We start from the raw sequence: 16,091 nt of genomic DNA on the forward strand, positions 1-16,091 counted from the left end.
GCCTAGCCCCGCCGGATCGTCACATACAGCGCCCCGTCGCCGCCGTGCTGGCGGGCGGCCGGAGCGAAGCCGGAGACCACGCCGCGCAACGCCGGCGACTGCAGCCACTCGCCCACCGAGGCGCGGATGATGCCCGTGCCGCCGCGGCGGCCCTGGCCGGTGACCACCAGCACGGCGCGATAACCGCGCGCCTGCGCCCCCATCAGGAAGGCGGTCAGGGCGTCCTGGGCCTGGAAGCGGCCGTAGCCGTGCAGGTCGATCCTGGCCTCGATCGGATCGCGTTCGCGCGACAGGCGGCGCTTGCGCCGGGGCTCCAGCTCTTCGGGGACGCCGCGCGAACGCTGCGCGGAAGCGGGGGCGGGGACGGCCGAGGGCGGTAGAACGGCCGCCGGGCGCGGCTTCGCCTTGCCGGTCGGATGCGGGGCGGGCGGCGGCTCGACCTCGAGGGCGCCCGGGGTGATGCGCAGGGCCTTCTTGCGGACGGCGGGCGTCACCGATCCGGCCACGCGGGCCCAGATGCGACGGTCGTCAGGCGTGAGATCGTCGCGCCGGCTCATGTCGTGCCGGGCGCGTTCCCGTCGGGATCTTCGTCGGAGCCGGGATCCTGCGGCCCCGGCGTCTGGCCCAGCAGGTCGCCCGGCTGGCAGTTCAGCTCGCGGCAAAGGGCGTCCAGGGTCGAGAAACGGATCGCGCGCGCCTTGCCGGTCTTGAGGATCGAAAGATTGGCCACGGTCACGCCGACGCGATCCGCCAGCTCGGTCAGCGACATGCGCCGTTCGAGGAGGATGCGATCAAGCTGTACGCGGATGGCCATTGAAGCGTCTCTATATTCAACATAGCGGCCGGTCGACCGCTGCGTTCCCAAGTTCGGCCCAACTCGGGGCCCCCAAAATCCTGCGCCCCTCAGCGCCGGTACGCAGACTCAAAACCCCGGAGCGCGTCGGGTCGAGAAGGCGGAGCCTTCTGACCGCGCTCCCACTCTAAATGGTCAGTTCCGACTCGTGCCTCAGCCGCGCGCCCTCCCGGAAAACCTCCGCGACCACGATGATGATGACGACGGCGAAGGAGGGCGTGATCAGGTCGAACAGGCTGGGCGACGGCATGGCGCCACGCACGGCGCGGGCGACCACGAACTGGCCGATCCAGACCCCCAGGGTCACCGAGGCGAAGGCGGCGCCGATCTGGTGCAGTCGGCGGACATTGCGCGGATGAAAGGGATCGCCGACGCGCAGGGTGGCGACGATGCGGATCAAGAGGCGGAAGATCAGCGCCGATATGGCCAGATAGGCGAAGGCGGCGGAGGCCACGAGCAGCACATAGGCCCACGGCAAGGAGAACTGGATGGCGTCTTCGCCGGTCCCGGCGGTCAGAACCGCATCGGGCGAGAGCAGTTTCAGCCCGAGGACGGCGGCGGGAATCAGCACCGCGCCGACGGCGAGCACCCAGAAGGCGACCGAGCAGGCCGTTCCGGCGATGCTCGAGATCGAGACCAGGCTGAGATGGGGGAGGTCAGGCGTGCGGATCCCGAGCGTCGGCGTCTTCGGGAAGCGCATCGGCGGACCTTTCGGGCCGGAAATCAGGGCGCGATCGCCGCGCGGGGTCCGGCGAACCCACGCGCGGTCTTATTCTTCGCGTCTGTCATGCGGATCGTCAAAGCTCCGGTGAACCGAAAAGGGATCACAGGGCCTGGACGAGGGTGGCGATCAGAGCGGTCGGCAGGGCGGCGAGCAGGCAGGCATTGATGACGCCGTAGCCGATTTTTTCGATGAACATCGAAGCGTTCAGGGTATTCATTTGTCTTCTCCGTCGGTCCTGAGTGAGGGGATTTTTCACCCCTCTTTTGTTGTGCCGCTGCATCGATATTGCCGGGGAGGGCGGTTTCGAGGAACGTCGCGGCGTCCGTTCTTGAGATAATAGATAGGACGTGCGGGGTGGGAAGTCATGTTACATATCGTTTAACGATATTAAACATCCGCAATGAATTGTTTCAGCCAGGCTTGGGATCACAATGTTGAAGTTAATCAAGGGCATGCGGCTGGTCGCAGCGACTCACAATCCGGGCAAGGCGCGCGAGATCGAAGCCCTCCTGGACGGACATTACGAGGTCGTCACCGCCGGCAGCCTGAATTTGCCCGAGCCGGACGAAACCGAGACGACTTTCACCGGAAATGCGCTCCTCAAGGCGCGTCATGCCGCGGACCTGTCCGGCGAGGTCGCTCTGGCCGATGATTCCGGGATGTCCGTCGCGGCTCTCGACGGGGCGCCGGGAATCTTCTCCGCCCGCTGGGCCGGGCCGGACAAGGATTTCGGCTTTGCGATGAAGAAGGTCGAGGAGCGGCTGGAGGAAGTCGGCTCCGATGATCGCCGCGCCTGGTTCACCTCGGCCCTGGCCGTGGCCTGGCCGAACGGCCCGGCGGTGGTGGTCGAGGGCGTCGTCCATGGGATCCTGGTCTTCCCGCCCCGCGGCGACCGCGGCTTCGGCTACGACCCCATCTTCCTGCCGGACGGCCAGACCGAGACCTTCGGCGAGATGGACCCGACCCTGAAGGACTCCCTGAGCCACCGCGCCCTGGCGTTCGAGAAACTCAAACAGGCGCTCATGGAGTAGGGGCCGCAGGGTGAATAGTGGTTAGTGACTAGTGGTTCGATGCGTCGCTGTCCGTGGTCGCATCGGATCCGTAAGAACCCCAGCCATCCACTAACCCCTAACCACTAATCACTTTTCATGATCCCCGATCCCGGCAGCGACGTCGCCCTCTACGTCCACTGGCCCTACTGCGCCCGCATCTGCCCCTATTGCGACTTCAACGTCGTGCGCGACCGGGGGCGGGGCGATGAGCAGGCGGCCCTGGTGGAGGCCATCCTCGCCGACCTTAAGGCCCAGGCCGTATTGACTGGGCCGCGACGCCTGGCTTCCATCTTCTTCGGCGGCGGCACCCCCTCGCTGATGGACCCGGACGCCGTTGGCCGCATCATCGCGGCGGCGGAAGCCGTGTTCGAACCGCGCGGCCCGATCGAGATCACGCTGGAGGCCAATCCGACGGACGCCGAGGCCGACCGCTTCGCCGCCCTGGCCGCGGCCGGGGTCAATCGGCTGTCGATGGGCGTGCAGGCCTTCGATGACGCGGCCCTGGCCTTCCTTGGCCGCAACCACTCGGCCGACGAGGCGCGCCGCGCGGTGGCCACGGCCGCCCGCGCCTTCCCGCGCCTGTCCATCGACCTGATCTACGCCCGCCCGGACCAGACAGTGGACGGCTGGTCGGCCGAGCTGAGCGAGGCCCTGGACCTCGGCTTCGAGCACGTCTCGCCCTATCAGCTCACGATCGAGCCGACGACCGCCTTCGGCCGCGCCGTGGCGCGCGGGGCCTGGACGCCGCCCGACGAGGACCTGGCCGCCGCCCTGTACGAGACCACCCAGGCCGTGCTCGAGGGCGCTGGCTTCGAAGCCTACGAAGTGTCGAACCACGCCCGCGGAGTCGCGGCCCGCTCGGCGCACAACATCCATGTCTGGCGCGGCGGCGACTATCTCGGCCTCGGCCCCGGCGCCCACGGTCGCCTGACCCTGCACAAAGCCCGCACCGCCACCGTCGCTCGCCGCGGCATCGCTGACTACATCGCCGGCGTCGCCGCCGCCTCGCCCTGGTCCGAGCGGGAGGCCCAGTCCCCGCCCGAGGCCGCCGAGGAGCGCATTCTGCTCGGCCTGCGCACCGTCGAGGGCGTGCCGCTGGCGACGCTGGAGGAACTCGATCTTTCCCCCCGGGAGGGGGCGCTCGCGGAACTGCTGGCCGGCGGCTTCCTCGCCCTCGCCGAGGGCCGCGTCGCCGCCACGCCGGCCGGCCGCCCTGTGCTGGACGGGGTCCTGAAGGCGCTGCTGACTTGAACGCCCCTCTCCCATTGGGAGAGGGCTTGAGCGCACGGCGGCGGAGCCGTCGTCCTTGCGCTCAAGGGTGAGGGTCGACCGGGCGTAGTCGGCGTAGCCGCGTCACTGGCGGAGCGGCGGCTCCCGCCGACGCAAACAGCCGGCCCTCATCCGGCGCTGCGCGCCACCTTCTCCCATCGGGAGAAGGAATAAGCCCGCCCTTGAGCCGAACGGCCTGCGCTGTCACGGTCCCGCCGATGTCTGACGCCTCGCTCTTCCCGCCGACCGCCCCGCCGCCGCGCTCTGTCGCGCCCGGCCTCTATCTGGTGGCGACGCCGATCGGAAACCTGCGCGACATGACCCTGCGGGCGCTCGACGTGCTCGCCGCCGCTGACCTGGTGCTGGCCGAGGACACCCGCGTCACCGCCAAGCTGCTGACAGCCTATGGGCTGAAGGCGAAGCTGGAGCGATGCGACGACCACGCCTCGGCCCGCGCCGCCGAGCTGGCTATCGAGCGGCTGCGCGAGGGGGCGGTGGTGGCCCTGGTCTCCGACGCGGGCACGCCCCTGGTCTCGGACCCCGGCTATGTCGTCGCCCGCGCGGTGGTCGCCGAGGGCCTGCCGGTCCATCCCATTCCCGGCCCGTCGAGCCTGCTGGCCGCCCTGTGCATCGCCGGCCTGCCCGCCGACCGCGTGCTGTTCTCGGGCTTCCTGCCGCCCAAGTCGGGGGCGCGCCGCACCGCGCTGGAGGAGTTGCGCACTGGCCGCCAGACCCTCGTCTTCTTCGAGAGCGGCCCGCGTCTCGCCGACAGCCTGGCCGACATGGCCGCCGTGCTCGGTCCGCGCCCGGCCGCCGTCGCCCGCGAGCTGACCAAACTCTATGAGGAGTGCGTGCGCGGCTCGCTGGCGGAACTCGCCGTCGATCCGCGCTGCCAGTCGCCGAAGGGCGAGATCGTCATCGTCGTCGGGCCGGGCGAGGCCGAGGTCGCCTCAGAAGCCGACGCCGACGCCGCACTGAAAGAGGCCATGACCCGCCTGCCTCCTGGCGAGGCCGCCGCGGAGGTCTCCAAGGCGCTGAACCTGCCGCGCAAGCCGCTGTACAAGCGGGCGCTGGGGTTGCAGGGCCGGTGAGCGGCCGTCCGCCGACCCGGCTGAAAGCGCCGAAGGTCGCGCGGACCGTTCGTCCCTGGCGTCAGGCACTCGGCGCCGTCGCCCATCGCGCCGGCCACCGCTCGGAATGGCTGGCCGCCGCGCTGCTGATGCTGCGCGGCTACCAGATTCTCGGCTTCCGGTTGAAGACCCGGTCCGGCGAGATCGACATCCTGGCTCGCCGCGGCAAGGTACTGGCCGTCGTAGAGGTCAAGAGTCGCGCGACCCTGGATCAGGCCCTGACCTGCCTGACGACCAAACAGTACGAGCGTCTGTTGTCGGCGGGTCGCTCACTGTTGCGCCAAAGACCCAGCTTGGCCGGACATGTGCTGAGAATTGATATGGTGGCGCTGGCCCCCGGACGGGTTCCGCGCCATCGTCGCGGCGTTGTTCCTGGTTAGAGGGGATGCGCGGGTGACGCGCGACGAAGCCGAGTTTCTGCTGACGGAGGCCGGGAGGGCCGACGACGACGACTTCCCTCTGTTGGAAGCCGCGCTCGCCTGCGCCATCCACGACTATCCGTTCCGCGATCCGGAACCGGTCCGGACCCTGGCTCGCAACGCCGCCGAGCGGCTCAGCGAGCGGATCGGCAGCGAGAGCCCCGACGACGCCCTGGCCGAGACCATGGCCAGCGACCTCCGCCTCAACGGCGACCTGCTCAACTACGACCACCCGGGCAACACCGACATCATCGACGTGGCCGAGCGTCGTCGCGGCCTGTCGGCGGCCCTGTCGGTCTTCTACCTCGACGCGGCCCGTCGAGCCGGGATCAAGGCCCAAGGCGTCGACTTCCCCGGCCACTTCCTGCTCCGCGTCGAGACCCCCGAGGGGCCGGTGGCGCTGGATCCCTTCAGCCAGGGCCGACTGGTCCTGCCGTCGGAGCTGACTCGCCGCGCCCTGCGCGCCGGCCTGACGCCGCATGTCGCCGACCGGCTCGACGTGCTGATGGCCCCGGTGAGCGACCGCCAGGCCCTGATCCGGCTCCAGAACGTGCTGTTCAGCCGCGCCATCAAGGCGCAGGACTTCGAGGGCGCCGAGCGCTCGGCCCTGCGCCGGGCCCTGCTCGACCCCGAGGATCACCGCCCGTGGCTCGACGTCGCCGCCGCGCGCGAGAAGCAGGGGGCCCTGACCGGCGCCCTGGAAGCCCTGTCCCGCGCCCGCACCCTGGACGACCCGTCCGAGGTCCACCGCAAGATCTCGGTCGACCGGGTGCGGTTGCTGCTGAACTAGCGGCGCTCGACAAGCCGGGGTCTGAGCCCGGCCAGTGATCAGCGGTTCGTGATTAGTGGCTGCTGGGTCGTCGACGGGGGCGGCTCGGGGCCGGCGGCGTCCGCCCCTGCCGGCCAACCACTAATCACTAACCACTCATCACTGTCCCGGCGCCGGCCCCCGAGGGTTGCGCTCCGTCGCCCCGGCGCCCATTAGCCAAGCTGCCCTAACCGGAGACAGCCGATGCTCAGAGTCGCGATCCAGATGGACCCCATCGAGGCGGTCAATATCGAGTCCGACACCACCTGGCTGCAGGCGATGGAGGCCCAGAACCGCGGCTATCCGGTCTGGGTCTACGACTTCCGCACCCTGGCTCTGGAGGACGGCCGCCTCTACTGCCGCGCCCGCCCGGTGACCCTGCGCCAGACCGCGGGCGACCACGTCACGGCCGGCGACGAGGTGAAGCTGGATCTGGCCTCGGACGTCGACGTCATCCTGATGCGCCAGGACCCACCCTTCGACATGGCCTATGTCACGGCCACCTATCTGCTGGAGACGGTGCACCCGCACACCTTGGTGGTGAACGACCCGTCCGAGGTGCGCTCCGCGCCCGAGAAGCTCCTGGTCACCCGCTTCCCCGGCCTGACCCCGCCGACCCTGATCAGCTCGGACCCGGTCGCCCTCTCTGACTTCCATGCCCGCCACGGCGACGTGGTGCTCAAGCCTCTGCACGGCGCCGCCGGCTCGGGCGTGGTCCGGCTCAAGGCCGGCGACCCCAACCTCGAAGCCCTGGTCGAAATCCACGCGGTGGGAAGCCGCGATCCGCTGGTGATCCAGAAATTCATCCCGGCGGTGGAGAAGGGCGACAAGCGGATCATCCTGATCGAGGGCGAGCCGGTCGGGGCCATCAACCGCATCCCGCCGTCAGGCCAGGTGCGCTCCAACCTGCGCGTGGGCGGCACCGCCGCGCCGGTCGAGCTGACCCCGCGCGACAAGGAGATCTGCGCCGCCATCGGCCCGACCCTGCGCGACAAGGGGCTGCTGTTCGTCGGCATCGACGTGATCGGCGACTATCTGACCGAGATCAACGTCACCTCGCCCACGGGCGCCCAGCAACTGAAGCGCTTCACCGGCGTCGACGCCGCGGCTCTGATGTGGGACGCCATTGAACGGCGTCGCTCCGCATAACGTTGCTATTGCAAAGCTGATTAGTTCGTGTTTCGTTCTCTCTGGGTTGCCGGGAGGACGGAATGGCGGCGCGGGTGCTGACGGTCGCCTTCGACGGGGTCGAGGCGCGGCGGGTGGACGTCGAGGTGCAGCTTGTCGGCAATGAGGGGACCCAGCTGGTCTTCGCCATCGTCGGCCTGCCGGACAAGGCTGTGGCGGAGAGCCGCGAGCGGGTCCGCGGGGCCTTCGCCGGCATCGGCCTGGCCCTGCCCAACAAGCGGATCATCGCCAATCTGGCGCCCGCCGACCTGCCCAAGGAGGGCAACCATTTCGACCTGCCGATCGCCCTGGCCCTGATGGCGGCCATGGGGGTGATCGCCCCCGACGCTCTCGACGGATGGGCCGCCATCGGCGAGCTCGGGCTCGATGGCCAGATCGCTCCGGTGGGCGGGGCCCTGCCGGCGGCGGTGGCCGCGAGCGCCCTCGGCCTGGGCCTGATCTGTCCCGAAGCCAATGGGCCCGAGGCGGCCTGGGCCGGCGACGTGCGGGTCCTGGCCCCGCGCTCGCTGATCGGCCTGGTCAATCATTTCAACGGCAGCCAGGTGCTGCGCCCCCCCGAGCCGGGGCCGGTGCGGATGGGGCCGCCGGTCCCCGACCTGCGCGAGGTGAAGGGGCAGGAGAGCGCCAAGCGGGCGCTGGAGATCGCCGCCGCCGGCGGCCACAACCTCTTGTTCGTCGGCCCGCCCGGCTCGGGCAAGTCGATGATGGCCGCGCGCCTGCCCGGCCTCCTGCCCCCGCTGACGCCGCAGGAGTTGCTTGAGACCTCCATGGTCTGGTCGGTGGCCGGTCTGATCGACCGGGGCGCCCTGACCCGGGCGCGGCCGTTCCGCAGCCCGCACCACTCGGCCTCGATGGCGGCGCTGACCGGCGGCGGCATCAAGGCCAAGCCCGGCGAGGCCTCGCTGGCCCACAACGGCGTCCTCTTCCTCGACGAATTGCCCGAGTATTCGGCCCAGGCCCTGGACAGCCTGCGCGCCCCTTTGGAGACCGGCGAGATCGTCGTCGCCCGCGCCAACGCCCACGTCCGCTATCCCGCCCGCTTCCAGTTGGTGGCGGCTATGAACCCCTGCCGCTGCGGCCTCGGCGGGGGCGGCAAGGGGGCCTGCGGCAAGGCCCCGCGCTGCCAACGCGACTATCAGAACCGCATCTCCGGCCCGATGTTCGACCGCATCGACCTGACCGTCGAGACGCCGCCGGTGACCGCCGCCGACATGGCCCTGCCGGCGCCCTCGGAGGGCACGGCCGAAGCCGCCGCCCGCGTCGCCGCCGCCCGCGCCCTGCATGAGGACCGTCTGCGCGCCGTCGGGCTCGAAGGGGAGGATGCCCGGGCGCAGGGGGTCAACGCCCGGCTGTCGGGCGAGCTGCTGGACCGCTTCACCACCCCCGACGAGAAAGGCCGCGCCCTGCTGATGCGGGCGGGGGAGGCCGGCGGCCTGACCGCGCGCGGCTGGACGCGGACCCTGCGTCTGGCCCGCACCATCGCCGACCTCGACGGCGTCGACGGCGTGCTGCGGCGGCACATCGCCGAGGCCCTGGTGTATCGCCGCGCCGCCCTGGACGCCCAGGCCGACTTCGACCGCCAGACCGCGCGGCGGGACGGCGTCGCGGCCTTCTGATCGGGGCTTACCGATTTGTCATGGGCGGCGGGACCGGCATCGGGGTTAGCGTGAGCGCGGAGGACCTCGCCATGCTGTCGCCCGCGCCGCTCCGCTCCGCCTTGCTCCTCGGAGCCTGCCTTTTCGCCGCTGCTCCGGCCTGGGCCCAATCGCCCGGCTTCCGGCTGCAAGACGTCACCGACACCCATCTGCCTGAGACGACGCTGCGCAACAGCATGGACGTCGGCGTCGCCGACCTCGAAGGCGACGGCGATCTCGACCTCGTCATCCCGCAGGAGTTTCGCCTCAACAAGCTGCTGCTCAACCAGGGCGGCGGCCGCTTCGTCGACGCCTCGGACCGCGTCCCGCCGCTGACCGTCGAGGAGCTGGCTGGCGGCCCGCCGCAGCTCCAGTTCCCCGGCGCGGGCCACGACAGCGAGGACGTCTCGATCGCCGACTTCGACGGCGACGGCGTGCTCGACCTCATCATCGTCGCTGAGGACGACGTGAAATTCGGGCGCACCAACGTCCACGAATACTACCGGGGCGAAGGCGGCGGGACCTTTGCGCGCATCTTCGGTCCGCCCCTGCCGGACATCGAGGCCGACGCCGTCGCCCATGCCGACATCGACGGCGACGGCGATCTCGACCTGATCCTCGCCGGCGCGGGCCAGGATCGAATTCTCATCAACGACCGCGGCCTGTTCACGGACGACACCGCCGCCCGCGCCCCGGCCGAGGACCGCGTCACCCAGGACGCCGAGTTCGCCGACCTCGACGGCGACGGCGATGTCGATGTGGTGCTGGGTCAGGAAGGCGGCCATGCGCTCTGGATCAACGACGGGCGCGGCCGTTTCGTCGAGGCCTCGGCCCGGCTGCCCGATGCCGGCAATGTCGAGGCCCGCAAGGTCACCCCTGCCGACGTCGACGGCGACGGCGACCTCGACCTCTATTTCAGTCACGTCGGCTGGCAGGAGCGCGCGCCCCAGGATCAGCTGCTGATCAACGACGGGACGGGCCGGTTCACCGACGAGACCGCCGCCCGCATCCCGGCTGAGACCGGGACGACCCTCGTCGCCCGTTTCGGCGACCTGGACGGCGACGGCGATCTCGACCTGGTGCGCGGCGAGCATGGGCCGCTGACGGTCTGGCTCAACGACGGGCAGGGGCGGTTCACGGACGTATCCGACGCAGTGATGAGCGAGCGCGCCGCGGGGCCCAACATCGCCCTGGCCCTGGCCGACTTCGACGGCGACGGCCGGCTCGACCTCTACGTCGGCCAACTCAAGGCCGGGCGACCGGACGAGAGCATCCGCGATCGACTCTTCCTTAACCGACCCGGTTGAACCGCCTTTAAACCTTTTCGATGGATGGTCGCCGTTCCAGAGGGGCGTGCGATGTCGAAGAAATCGAAGACCATTCCGGAAAATCCGCAGACGGACGGCCCGCCGCCCGAGGGCGCCGAACAGCAGTTCCTGCGCCTGATGAGCCATGAGATGCGCACGCCGCTGAACGGCGTCATCGGCATGCTCGGCCTGCTGTCCCGCACCCGCCTCGACGGCGCCCAGCGCGCCTATATCGACGCCGCCCGTTCTTCCGCTGAACACATGCTCGGCCTGGTCAACGACCTGCTGGACTACGCCCGTCTCGGTGCCGATCGGCTGGAGTTCGACTCCGCCCCGGTCGACCTGGAGGCCCTGGTCCGCGGCGTCGCCGAACTGCTCAGCCCGAAGGCCCACGAGCGTGGTCTTGAGATCGCCTGGTCGGTGGCTCCCAACGCCGTCGACGTTATGGCCGACGAGGGTCGCCTGCGTCAGGTGCTGTTCAACCTGGCCGGCAACGCCGTGAAATTCACCGACGAGGGCGGGGTCCGCATCACGGTCGAGCGCTGCGGCGGCTCGGCCAAGGCGCCCAAGCTGGCCTTCATCGTCGACGACACCGGCCCGGGCGTGCCCGTCGAGGCGCGCAGCCGCATTTTCGAGGAGTTCGGCCACGTCGACGCCTCGGACGCCAGCCGCTTCGGCGGCGCGGGTCTGGGTCTGGCTGTGGTGCGCAAGCTGGCCGTCGCCATGGGCGGGACCGTCACCGTCGCCGACCGCCCAGGCGGCCCCGGCGCCCGCTTCCGTTTCGAGGCGGTCTTCCCGGCCGTCTCCGGCGCCGCCGACCGCGGTCGACCGCTGGAGGGCCAGTCGGTCGCCATCGTCACACGCGACGAGTTCGTCCGCACCGCCGCCGAGGCCCAGATCGAGGCCTCGGGCGGCGCCGTCGACTCCAAGGCGTCCGTGGTCCTGATCGACCACGCCGCCCGCCCCAGCGGCTACGGCCTGGCCCCGCGCCCGAACGACGCCCGCGCCATCGTGTTGCTCAAGCCGTGCGAGCGCGACCTGATCGCCCGCTACCGCGGCTCGGGCTTCCACGGCTATCTGATCAAGCCGCTGCGCCGCGCTTCCCTGGCCGAGCGCGTGCTCGCCGCCGCCGGCTCGCGCCAGACCATCCAGCCCGGCTCGCCGCCTGCGCCCCTGCCCGACGACGACCGCGTCGCCATGACCCGTTTCTCCGGCATCCGCGTCCTGCTGGTCGAGGACAATCCGGTCGGCGCCCTGCTGGCCTCGACCCTGCTCAAGCGCGAGGGCTGCGCCGTCGAGACCGCCGCCAGCGGCTATGAGGCGCTCGACGCCTTGAAGCGGGCGCGCTACGACCTCGTCTTCATGGACATGCGGATGCCCGGCATGGACGGCCCCAGCGCCGCCCGCGCCATCCGCGCCCGCGGCGACGAAACCCCGATCGTCGCCCTCACCGCCAACGCCTTCGCCGAGGACCGTCGCGCCTGCCTCGAGGCCGGCATGGACGACCATCTGGTCAAGCCGCTGGAGCTGGACGCCCTGCGTTCGGCGCTCGCCCGCTGGACGAACCGCGCCGAGCGCGCCAAGGTCGCCGTCGCATAAAAGGGCGCCTCGGGGGCGTCGCCCCTGAGGATCGCCACATGACCGAGACGACGACGCCGGCCTCGGAGGTCGCCGCCCTGCAGACTCAACCCAAGGGGCTGGGCGTCCTGAAGGCCGCGTTCCGCGAGCGCCGCACCCTGGCCATGCTTCTGCTCGGCTTCTCGGCCGGCCTGCCGTTCGCCATGCTGATCGGAACGCTGAACGCCTGGCTGACCGAGGAGAAGATCCCGGTCGCCACCATCGGCATCCTCAGCTGGATCGGCCTGTTCGGCGCCTTCCGCTTCCTCTGGTCGCCCGCGGTCAGCTGGACCCCGCCGCTTATCGGCAAGCGCCTGGGCCGCCGGCGCAGCTGGCTGCTCGTGCTGCAGGTCGTCATCGCCGCCGCCCTGGGCCTGGTCGCGCTGTCGCATCCCGGCGCCGGGGTTCTGGGACCGCTGGCCATGGGGGCGGCGCTCGGCGCCTTCGCCTTCGCCACCCAGGACATCGTCATCGACGCCTGGCGGATCGAGGTGGCCGACGAGACCCTTCCCATCGACCTGCTGTCGACCATCTATCAGCTGGGCTACCGCACCGCCGCCCTGGCCGGCGGCGCCGGCGCCCTGCTCCTGGCCGCCGCGATCGGTTGGCCCGGCGTTTTCCTGACCGCCGCGATCCTGATGGGACTCGGCGTCCTCGGCACCCTGATCGCGCCCGAACCGGCGCCGAGCTCGCAGGCGGCTGTGGCGAAGCAGCGTCGCGGCTCCCCCAGCCTGCGCCTGGCCGTCCTTGTGGCCACCCTCGCGGCCTGGGCCTGGGCGGCGTGGATGCTGGTCCGCTTCATGGTCACGGCCCTGACCACTTCGCCCGCCCCGAGCGCGGGGGACTTTACGACCGCCTGGGGCCCCTGGATCGTCGCGGCGACCGTCCTTCTGCCCGCGGCGCTGGCCGGCCTGATCGTGTGGAAGGGCCGCGTCGCGACCGAGGCCGAGGCCTCCGCAACGCCCAAGCTGGCGGACACCTTCTACGACGCCATCCTGGCCCCGCTGGTCGAGTTGATGGGTCGCCTCGGATGGGGAGCAGTGATCGTTCTTGGCCTGATCCTGACCTACCGCATCACCGACGGCGTCTGGGGCCCGTTCGCCTTCCCCTTCTACATGGGCGACGCCGGCGGCGCGCTGGGCCACACCAAGGCCGAGGTGGCTCTGGCCTCCAAGACCTTCGGCGTGGTCATGACCATCGTCGGCATCGCGCTGGGCGGCTGGGCGCTGCTGGCCATCGGCCGGATGTGGAGCCTCCTGATCGGCGCCATCCTGTCCGCCGCGACCAATCTTCTGATGATGGATCTGGCGCTCGGCGCGCCGGTGATCAGCCCCTTCATGCAGACGACGGGCCTCTACGACCTGTTCGGCGCCTTCCACATCGGCGAGCCGCTGGCCCGGCTGATGCTGGCCATCGCGGGCGAGAACATCGCCGGCGGGTTCGCGGGCGCCGCCTTCGTCGCCTATCTGTCGGCTCTCGCGAACCGGACGTTCGGCGCAGTCCAGTTCGCGGTCTTCATCTCGCTGGCGCTTCTAATCGGCACCCTGGGACGGGCGCCGCTGGGCGAGCTGGTCGACGCCCAGGGCTATGCGCCGATGTTCGCCATCGCCGCCTGGCTGGGCCTGCTGGCCGTGGTCTTCTGCATCGCCGAGTGGGTGCGGCTGACCTTCGAGCGGCGAAAGCTCGCCAAGGCGAGCTGAGGGACCAGGGGCCCTAGTCCCTCGTCCCTTCCTCAGTCCTCCCCGCCTGCGCCGTCCTCATAGGCGGCGAAGGTGGCGGCGGTGATGATCTCGCTGACCGAGGCGCTGAGCGAGACGATCTGCACCGACTTCTCCAGCCCGACCAGCAGCGGGCCGATCACGGTCGCGCCGCCAAGCGACTGCACCAGCCGCGTCGAGATGGCCGCCGAGTGGATGGCCGGCATGACCAGGACGTTGGCGTGGCCGGTCAGGCGCATGAACGGATAGGCGGCGCGCGCTTCCGGATCCAGCGCCAGCTCCGGCGGCATCTCGCCCTCGTATTCGAAGTCGACGCCGCGCTGGTCGAGGATGCGGATCGCCTCGCGGACCTTCTCGCCGCGGTCGCCCGGCGGGTTGCCGAAGGTCGAGTAGCTGAGGAAGGCGACGCGCGGCGTCTTGCCCAGCTTGCGCACGGTGTCGGCCGCCTGGATGGCGATTTCGGCCAGCTCCTCGGCGTTGGGCAGTTCGTGGATCGAGGTGTCGGCGACGAACAGGGTGCGGCCCTTGGCCAGCAGGATCGACATGCCGATCATGCGGTCCTTGACGTCGAGGACGCGGCGGACCTCCTTCAGCACCATGTTGAAGTTGCGGGTCACGCCGGTGACCATGCAGTCCGCCTGACCGCGCGCGCACATGGCGGCGGCGAAGTAGTTGCGGTCCTGGTTGATCATCCGCTGGACGTCGCGGCGTAGATAGCCGCGGCGCTGCAGCTTGGCGTACAGCCAGTCGGTGTATTCCTCGTTGCGGTCGCTGACCCGGGCGTTGACGATGTCGATGCCCATGTCGTCGAAATTCAGCCCGACCTCGGCGGCGTTCTTGCGGATCAGCTCTTCGCGGCCGATCAGGATCGGCGTGCCCAGCTCGGCCTGTTTGAAGCCCCAGGCGGCGCGGATCACGGCCGTCTCCTCGCCCTCGGCGAAGACGACGCGCTTGTTCGGGGCGGCGCGCACGGCGCCCGAGATGGTCTGCATCAGCGCCGCGGACGGATCGAGGCGGCGGCGCAGGGCGGCGCGATAGGCGTCCATGTCCTCGATCGGCTTGCGCGCCACGCCCGAGTCCATGGCCGCCTGGGCGACGAAGGGCGGGATGAACCAGATCAGGCGCGGGTCGAACGGGGTCGGGATGATGTAGTCGCGGCCGAACTTCAGCTTGCGGCCGCGGTAGGCGGCGGCCACCTCGTCCGGCACGTCTTCGCGGGCGAGGGCGGCCAGGGCCTGGGCGCAGGCGACCTTCATCTCGTGGTTCACGCGGCGGGCGCGCACGTCCAGGGCGCCGCGGAACAGGTAGGGGAAGGCCAGCACGTTGTTGACCTGGTTGGCGTAGTCCGAGCGGCCGGTGGCGATGATGGCGTCGCTGCGCACGCTGAGCACGTCCTCCGGGGTGATCTCCGGGTCCGGATTGGCCATGGCGAAGATGATCGGATTGGGCGCCATCGAGGCGACCATCTCCTTGGTGATCGCGCCCTTGGCGGCCAGGCCGATGACGACATCGGCGCCGACCATGGCCTCTTCCAGCGTACGCAGATGGGTGTCGGTGGCGTGCGCCGCCTTCCACTGGTCGACGTGGTCGCGGCCCTTGTAGACGACGCCGTCGCGGTCGACGATCACCGTGTTCTCCTGACGGACGCCGGCCGCCTTCATCAGGCCGATCGACGACAGGCCCGCGGCCCCGGCGCCGGCGAGGACGACCTTCACGTCCTCCAGCTTCTTGCCGAGGATGTGGCAGGCGTTGATCAGGCCGGCGGTCGAAATGATGGCGGTGCCGTGCTGGTCGTCGTGGAAGACCGGGATGTCCAGCAGGTCCTGCAGATCAGCTTCGATCTGGAAGCATTCCGGGGATTTGATGTCCTCCAGATTGATGCCGCCCCAGGTGTCCCCGATGTTCTTGACGACGGTGACGAACTCTTCCGGGTCGGTGGTCTTCACCTCGACGTCGAAGCTGTCGACGTCGGCGAAGCGCTTGAACAGCACCGACTTGCCTTCCATCACCGGTTTGGAGGCCATGTGGCCCAGGTTGCCCAGGCCCAGGATGGCGGTGCCGTTGGAGATGACGGCGACCAGATTGCCCTTGGAAGTGTAGTCGTAGGCCTTGTCCGCATCCTTGGCGATGGCCAGCACCGGCACGGCCACGCCCGGCGAATAGGCCAGCGACAGGTCGCGCTGGGTCGCCATCGGCTTGGTCGGGGCCATCGAGATCTTCCCGGGCGTGGGCTCGCGGTGGAAGTCCAGCGCGTCCTCGTCGGAGAAGGTCTGTTTGTCGGTCAGGTCGGGCATGGCTCTGGGCGTCTTCTGAAGAATGGCTTTGTTCCTAGAGCGGGGGAGGGAAGGGGACAACCGCTGACGCCAGGGAAG

At 70.2% G+C, this 16,091-nt stretch carries 14 protein-coding genes; 10 read left to right on the plus strand and 4 right to left on the minus strand.

Annotated features, from left to right (window positions below):
* Positions 1-2 precede the first annotated feature (2 nt).
* The 3 genes from ASC65_RS01010 to ASC65_RS01020 form a co-directional block, all read right to left on the minus strand.
* Complete coding sequence (locus ASC65_RS01010; RefSeq protein WP_056448264.1) at positions 3-557, minus strand: Smr/MutS family protein; 555 nt, start codon at positions 555-557, stop codon at positions 3-5.
* Positions 554-814 carry a helix-turn-helix domain-containing protein gene (locus ASC65_RS01015; protein ID WP_056448267.1) on the minus strand — a complete coding sequence of 87 codons (261 nt, stop codon included), beginning with the start codon at positions 812-814 and terminating at the stop codon, positions 554-556. Before ASC65_RS01015 ends, ASC65_RS01010 begins: the two co-directional genes overlap by 4 nt.
* Positions 815-980: 166 nt before the next feature.
* Positions 981-1,553 (minus strand): DUF2975 domain-containing protein, encoded by a 573-nt coding sequence (locus tag ASC65_RS01020; protein WP_056448270.1) that lies wholly within the window; start codon positions 1,551-1,553, stop codon positions 981-983.
* Between the two features lie 455 nt (positions 1,554-2,008).
* On the opposite strand from ASC65_RS01020, the gene rdgB reads away from it, so the two are divergent.
* From rdgB to ASC65_RS01070, 10 genes are all read left to right on the plus strand, one after another.
* Positions 2,009-2,608 (plus strand): RdgB/HAM1 family non-canonical purine NTP pyrophosphatase, encoded by a 600-nt coding sequence (gene rdgB, locus ASC65_RS01025; protein ID WP_056448273.1) that lies wholly within the window; start codon positions 2,009-2,011, stop codon positions 2,606-2,608.
* Between the two features lie 117 nt (positions 2,609-2,725).
* Positions 2,726-3,880 (plus strand): radical SAM family heme chaperone HemW, encoded by a 1,155-nt coding sequence (hemW, locus tag ASC65_RS01030; RefSeq protein WP_156459506.1) that lies wholly within the window; start codon positions 2,726-2,728, stop codon positions 3,878-3,880.
* A gap of 236 nt (positions 3,881-4,116) precedes the next feature.
* A complete protein-coding gene (gene rsmI / locus ASC65_RS01035) occupies positions 4,117-4,989 on the plus strand; it encodes a 16S rRNA (cytidine(1402)-2'-O)-methyltransferase (protein WP_056448276.1) in 873 nt (290 codons plus the stop codon).
* A 20-nt stretch (positions 4,990-5,009) separates the two neighbouring features.
* Positions 5,010-5,408, plus strand: coding sequence for a YraN family protein (locus ASC65_RS01040; RefSeq protein ID WP_056449147.1), 399 nt, complete (start codon positions 5,010-5,012; stop codon positions 5,406-5,408).
* Positions 5,409-5,421: 13 nt separating this feature from the next.
* Positions 5,422-6,237 (plus strand): SirB1 family protein, encoded by an 816-nt coding sequence (locus ASC65_RS01045; RefSeq protein ID WP_056448279.1) that lies wholly within the window; start codon positions 5,422-5,424, stop codon positions 6,235-6,237.
* A 222-nt stretch (positions 6,238-6,459) separates the two neighbouring features.
* Complete coding sequence (gene gshB, locus ASC65_RS01050; protein WP_056448282.1) at positions 6,460-7,404, plus strand: glutathione synthase; 945 nt, start codon at positions 6,460-6,462, stop codon at positions 7,402-7,404.
* A 62-nt stretch (positions 7,405-7,466) separates the two neighbouring features.
* Positions 7,467-9,059, plus strand: a complete 1,593-nt coding sequence (locus ASC65_RS01055) for a YifB family Mg chelatase-like AAA ATPase (RefSeq protein WP_056448285.1) — start codon at positions 7,467-7,469, stop codon at positions 9,057-9,059.
* Positions 9,060-9,130: 71 nt separating this feature from the next.
* Entirely contained in the window at positions 9,131-10,384 is a 1,254-nt protein-coding gene (locus tag ASC65_RS01060; RefSeq protein WP_162245645.1) for an FG-GAP repeat domain-containing protein, read from the plus strand.
* Between the two features lie 51 nt (positions 10,385-10,435).
* Positions 10,436-11,983, plus strand: a complete 1,548-nt coding sequence (locus tag ASC65_RS01065; protein WP_082525814.1) for a response regulator — start codon at positions 10,436-10,438, stop codon at positions 11,981-11,983.
* Positions 11,984-12,021: 38 nt separating this feature from the next.
* Positions 12,022-13,701: an AmpG family muropeptide MFS transporter gene (locus ASC65_RS01070; RefSeq protein WP_056448288.1), complete on the plus strand. Its 1,680-nt coding sequence runs from the start codon at positions 12,022-12,024 to the stop codon at positions 13,699-13,701.
* A 32-nt stretch (positions 13,702-13,733) separates the two neighbouring features.
* On the opposite strand, the gene ASC65_RS01075 is transcribed toward ASC65_RS01070, so the two are convergent.
* Positions 13,734-16,013 carry an NADP-dependent malic enzyme gene (locus ASC65_RS01075; protein WP_056448289.1) on the minus strand — a complete coding sequence of 760 codons (2,280 nt, stop codon included), beginning with the start codon at positions 16,011-16,013 and terminating at the stop codon, positions 13,734-13,736.
* Positions 16,014-16,091 lie beyond the last annotated feature (78 nt).

Source organism: Brevundimonas sp. Root1279, assembly GCF_001425945.1.
GTDB lineage: Bacteria > Pseudomonadota > Alphaproteobacteria > Caulobacterales > Caulobacteraceae > Brevundimonas.

What these genes read in the sequence shown, in the direction of transcription:
- ASC65_RS01055 (WP_056448285.1), top strand. Translation starts at nt 7,467, where the DNA reads ATGGCGGCGCGGGTGCTGACGGTCGCCTTCGACGGGGTCGAGGCGCGG.
- gshB (WP_056448282.1), top strand. Translation starts at nt 6,460, where the DNA reads ATGCTCAGAGTCGCGATCCAGATGGACCCCATCGAGGCGGTCAATATC.
- hemW (WP_156459506.1), top strand. Translation starts at nt 2,726, where the DNA reads ATGATCCCCGATCCCGGCAGCGACGTCGCCCTCTACGTCCACTGGCCC.
- ASC65_RS01010 (WP_056448264.1), bottom strand. Translation starts at nt 557, where the DNA reads ATGAGCCGGCGCGACGATCTCACGCCTGACGACCGTCGCATCTGGGCC.
- ASC65_RS01075 (WP_056448289.1), bottom strand. Translation starts at nt 16,013, where the DNA reads ATGCCCGACCTGACCGACAAACAGACCTTCTCCGACGAGGACGCGCTG.
- ASC65_RS01015 (WP_056448267.1), bottom strand. Translation starts at nt 814, where the DNA reads ATGGCCATCCGCGTACAGCTTGATCGCATCCTCCTCGAACGGCGCATG.
- rsmI (WP_056448276.1), top strand. Translation starts at nt 4,117, where the DNA reads ATGTCTGACGCCTCGCTCTTCCCGCCGACCGCCCCGCCGCCGCGCTCT.
- ASC65_RS01020 (WP_056448270.1), bottom strand. Translation starts at nt 1,553, where the DNA reads ATGCGCTTCCCGAAGACGCCGACGCTCGGGATCCGCACGCCTGACCTC.
- ASC65_RS01060 (WP_162245645.1), top strand. Translation starts at nt 9,131, where the DNA reads ATGCTGTCGCCCGCGCCGCTCCGCTCCGCCTTGCTCCTCGGAGCCTGC.
- ASC65_RS01065 (WP_082525814.1), top strand. Translation starts at nt 10,436, where the DNA reads ATGTCGAAGAAATCGAAGACCATTCCGGAAAATCCGCAGACGGACGGC.
- ASC65_RS01070 (WP_056448288.1), top strand. Translation starts at nt 12,022, where the DNA reads ATGACCGAGACGACGACGCCGGCCTCGGAGGTCGCCGCCCTGCAGACT.
- rdgB (WP_056448273.1), top strand. Translation starts at nt 2,009, where the DNA reads ATGTTGAAGTTAATCAAGGGCATGCGGCTGGTCGCAGCGACTCACAAT.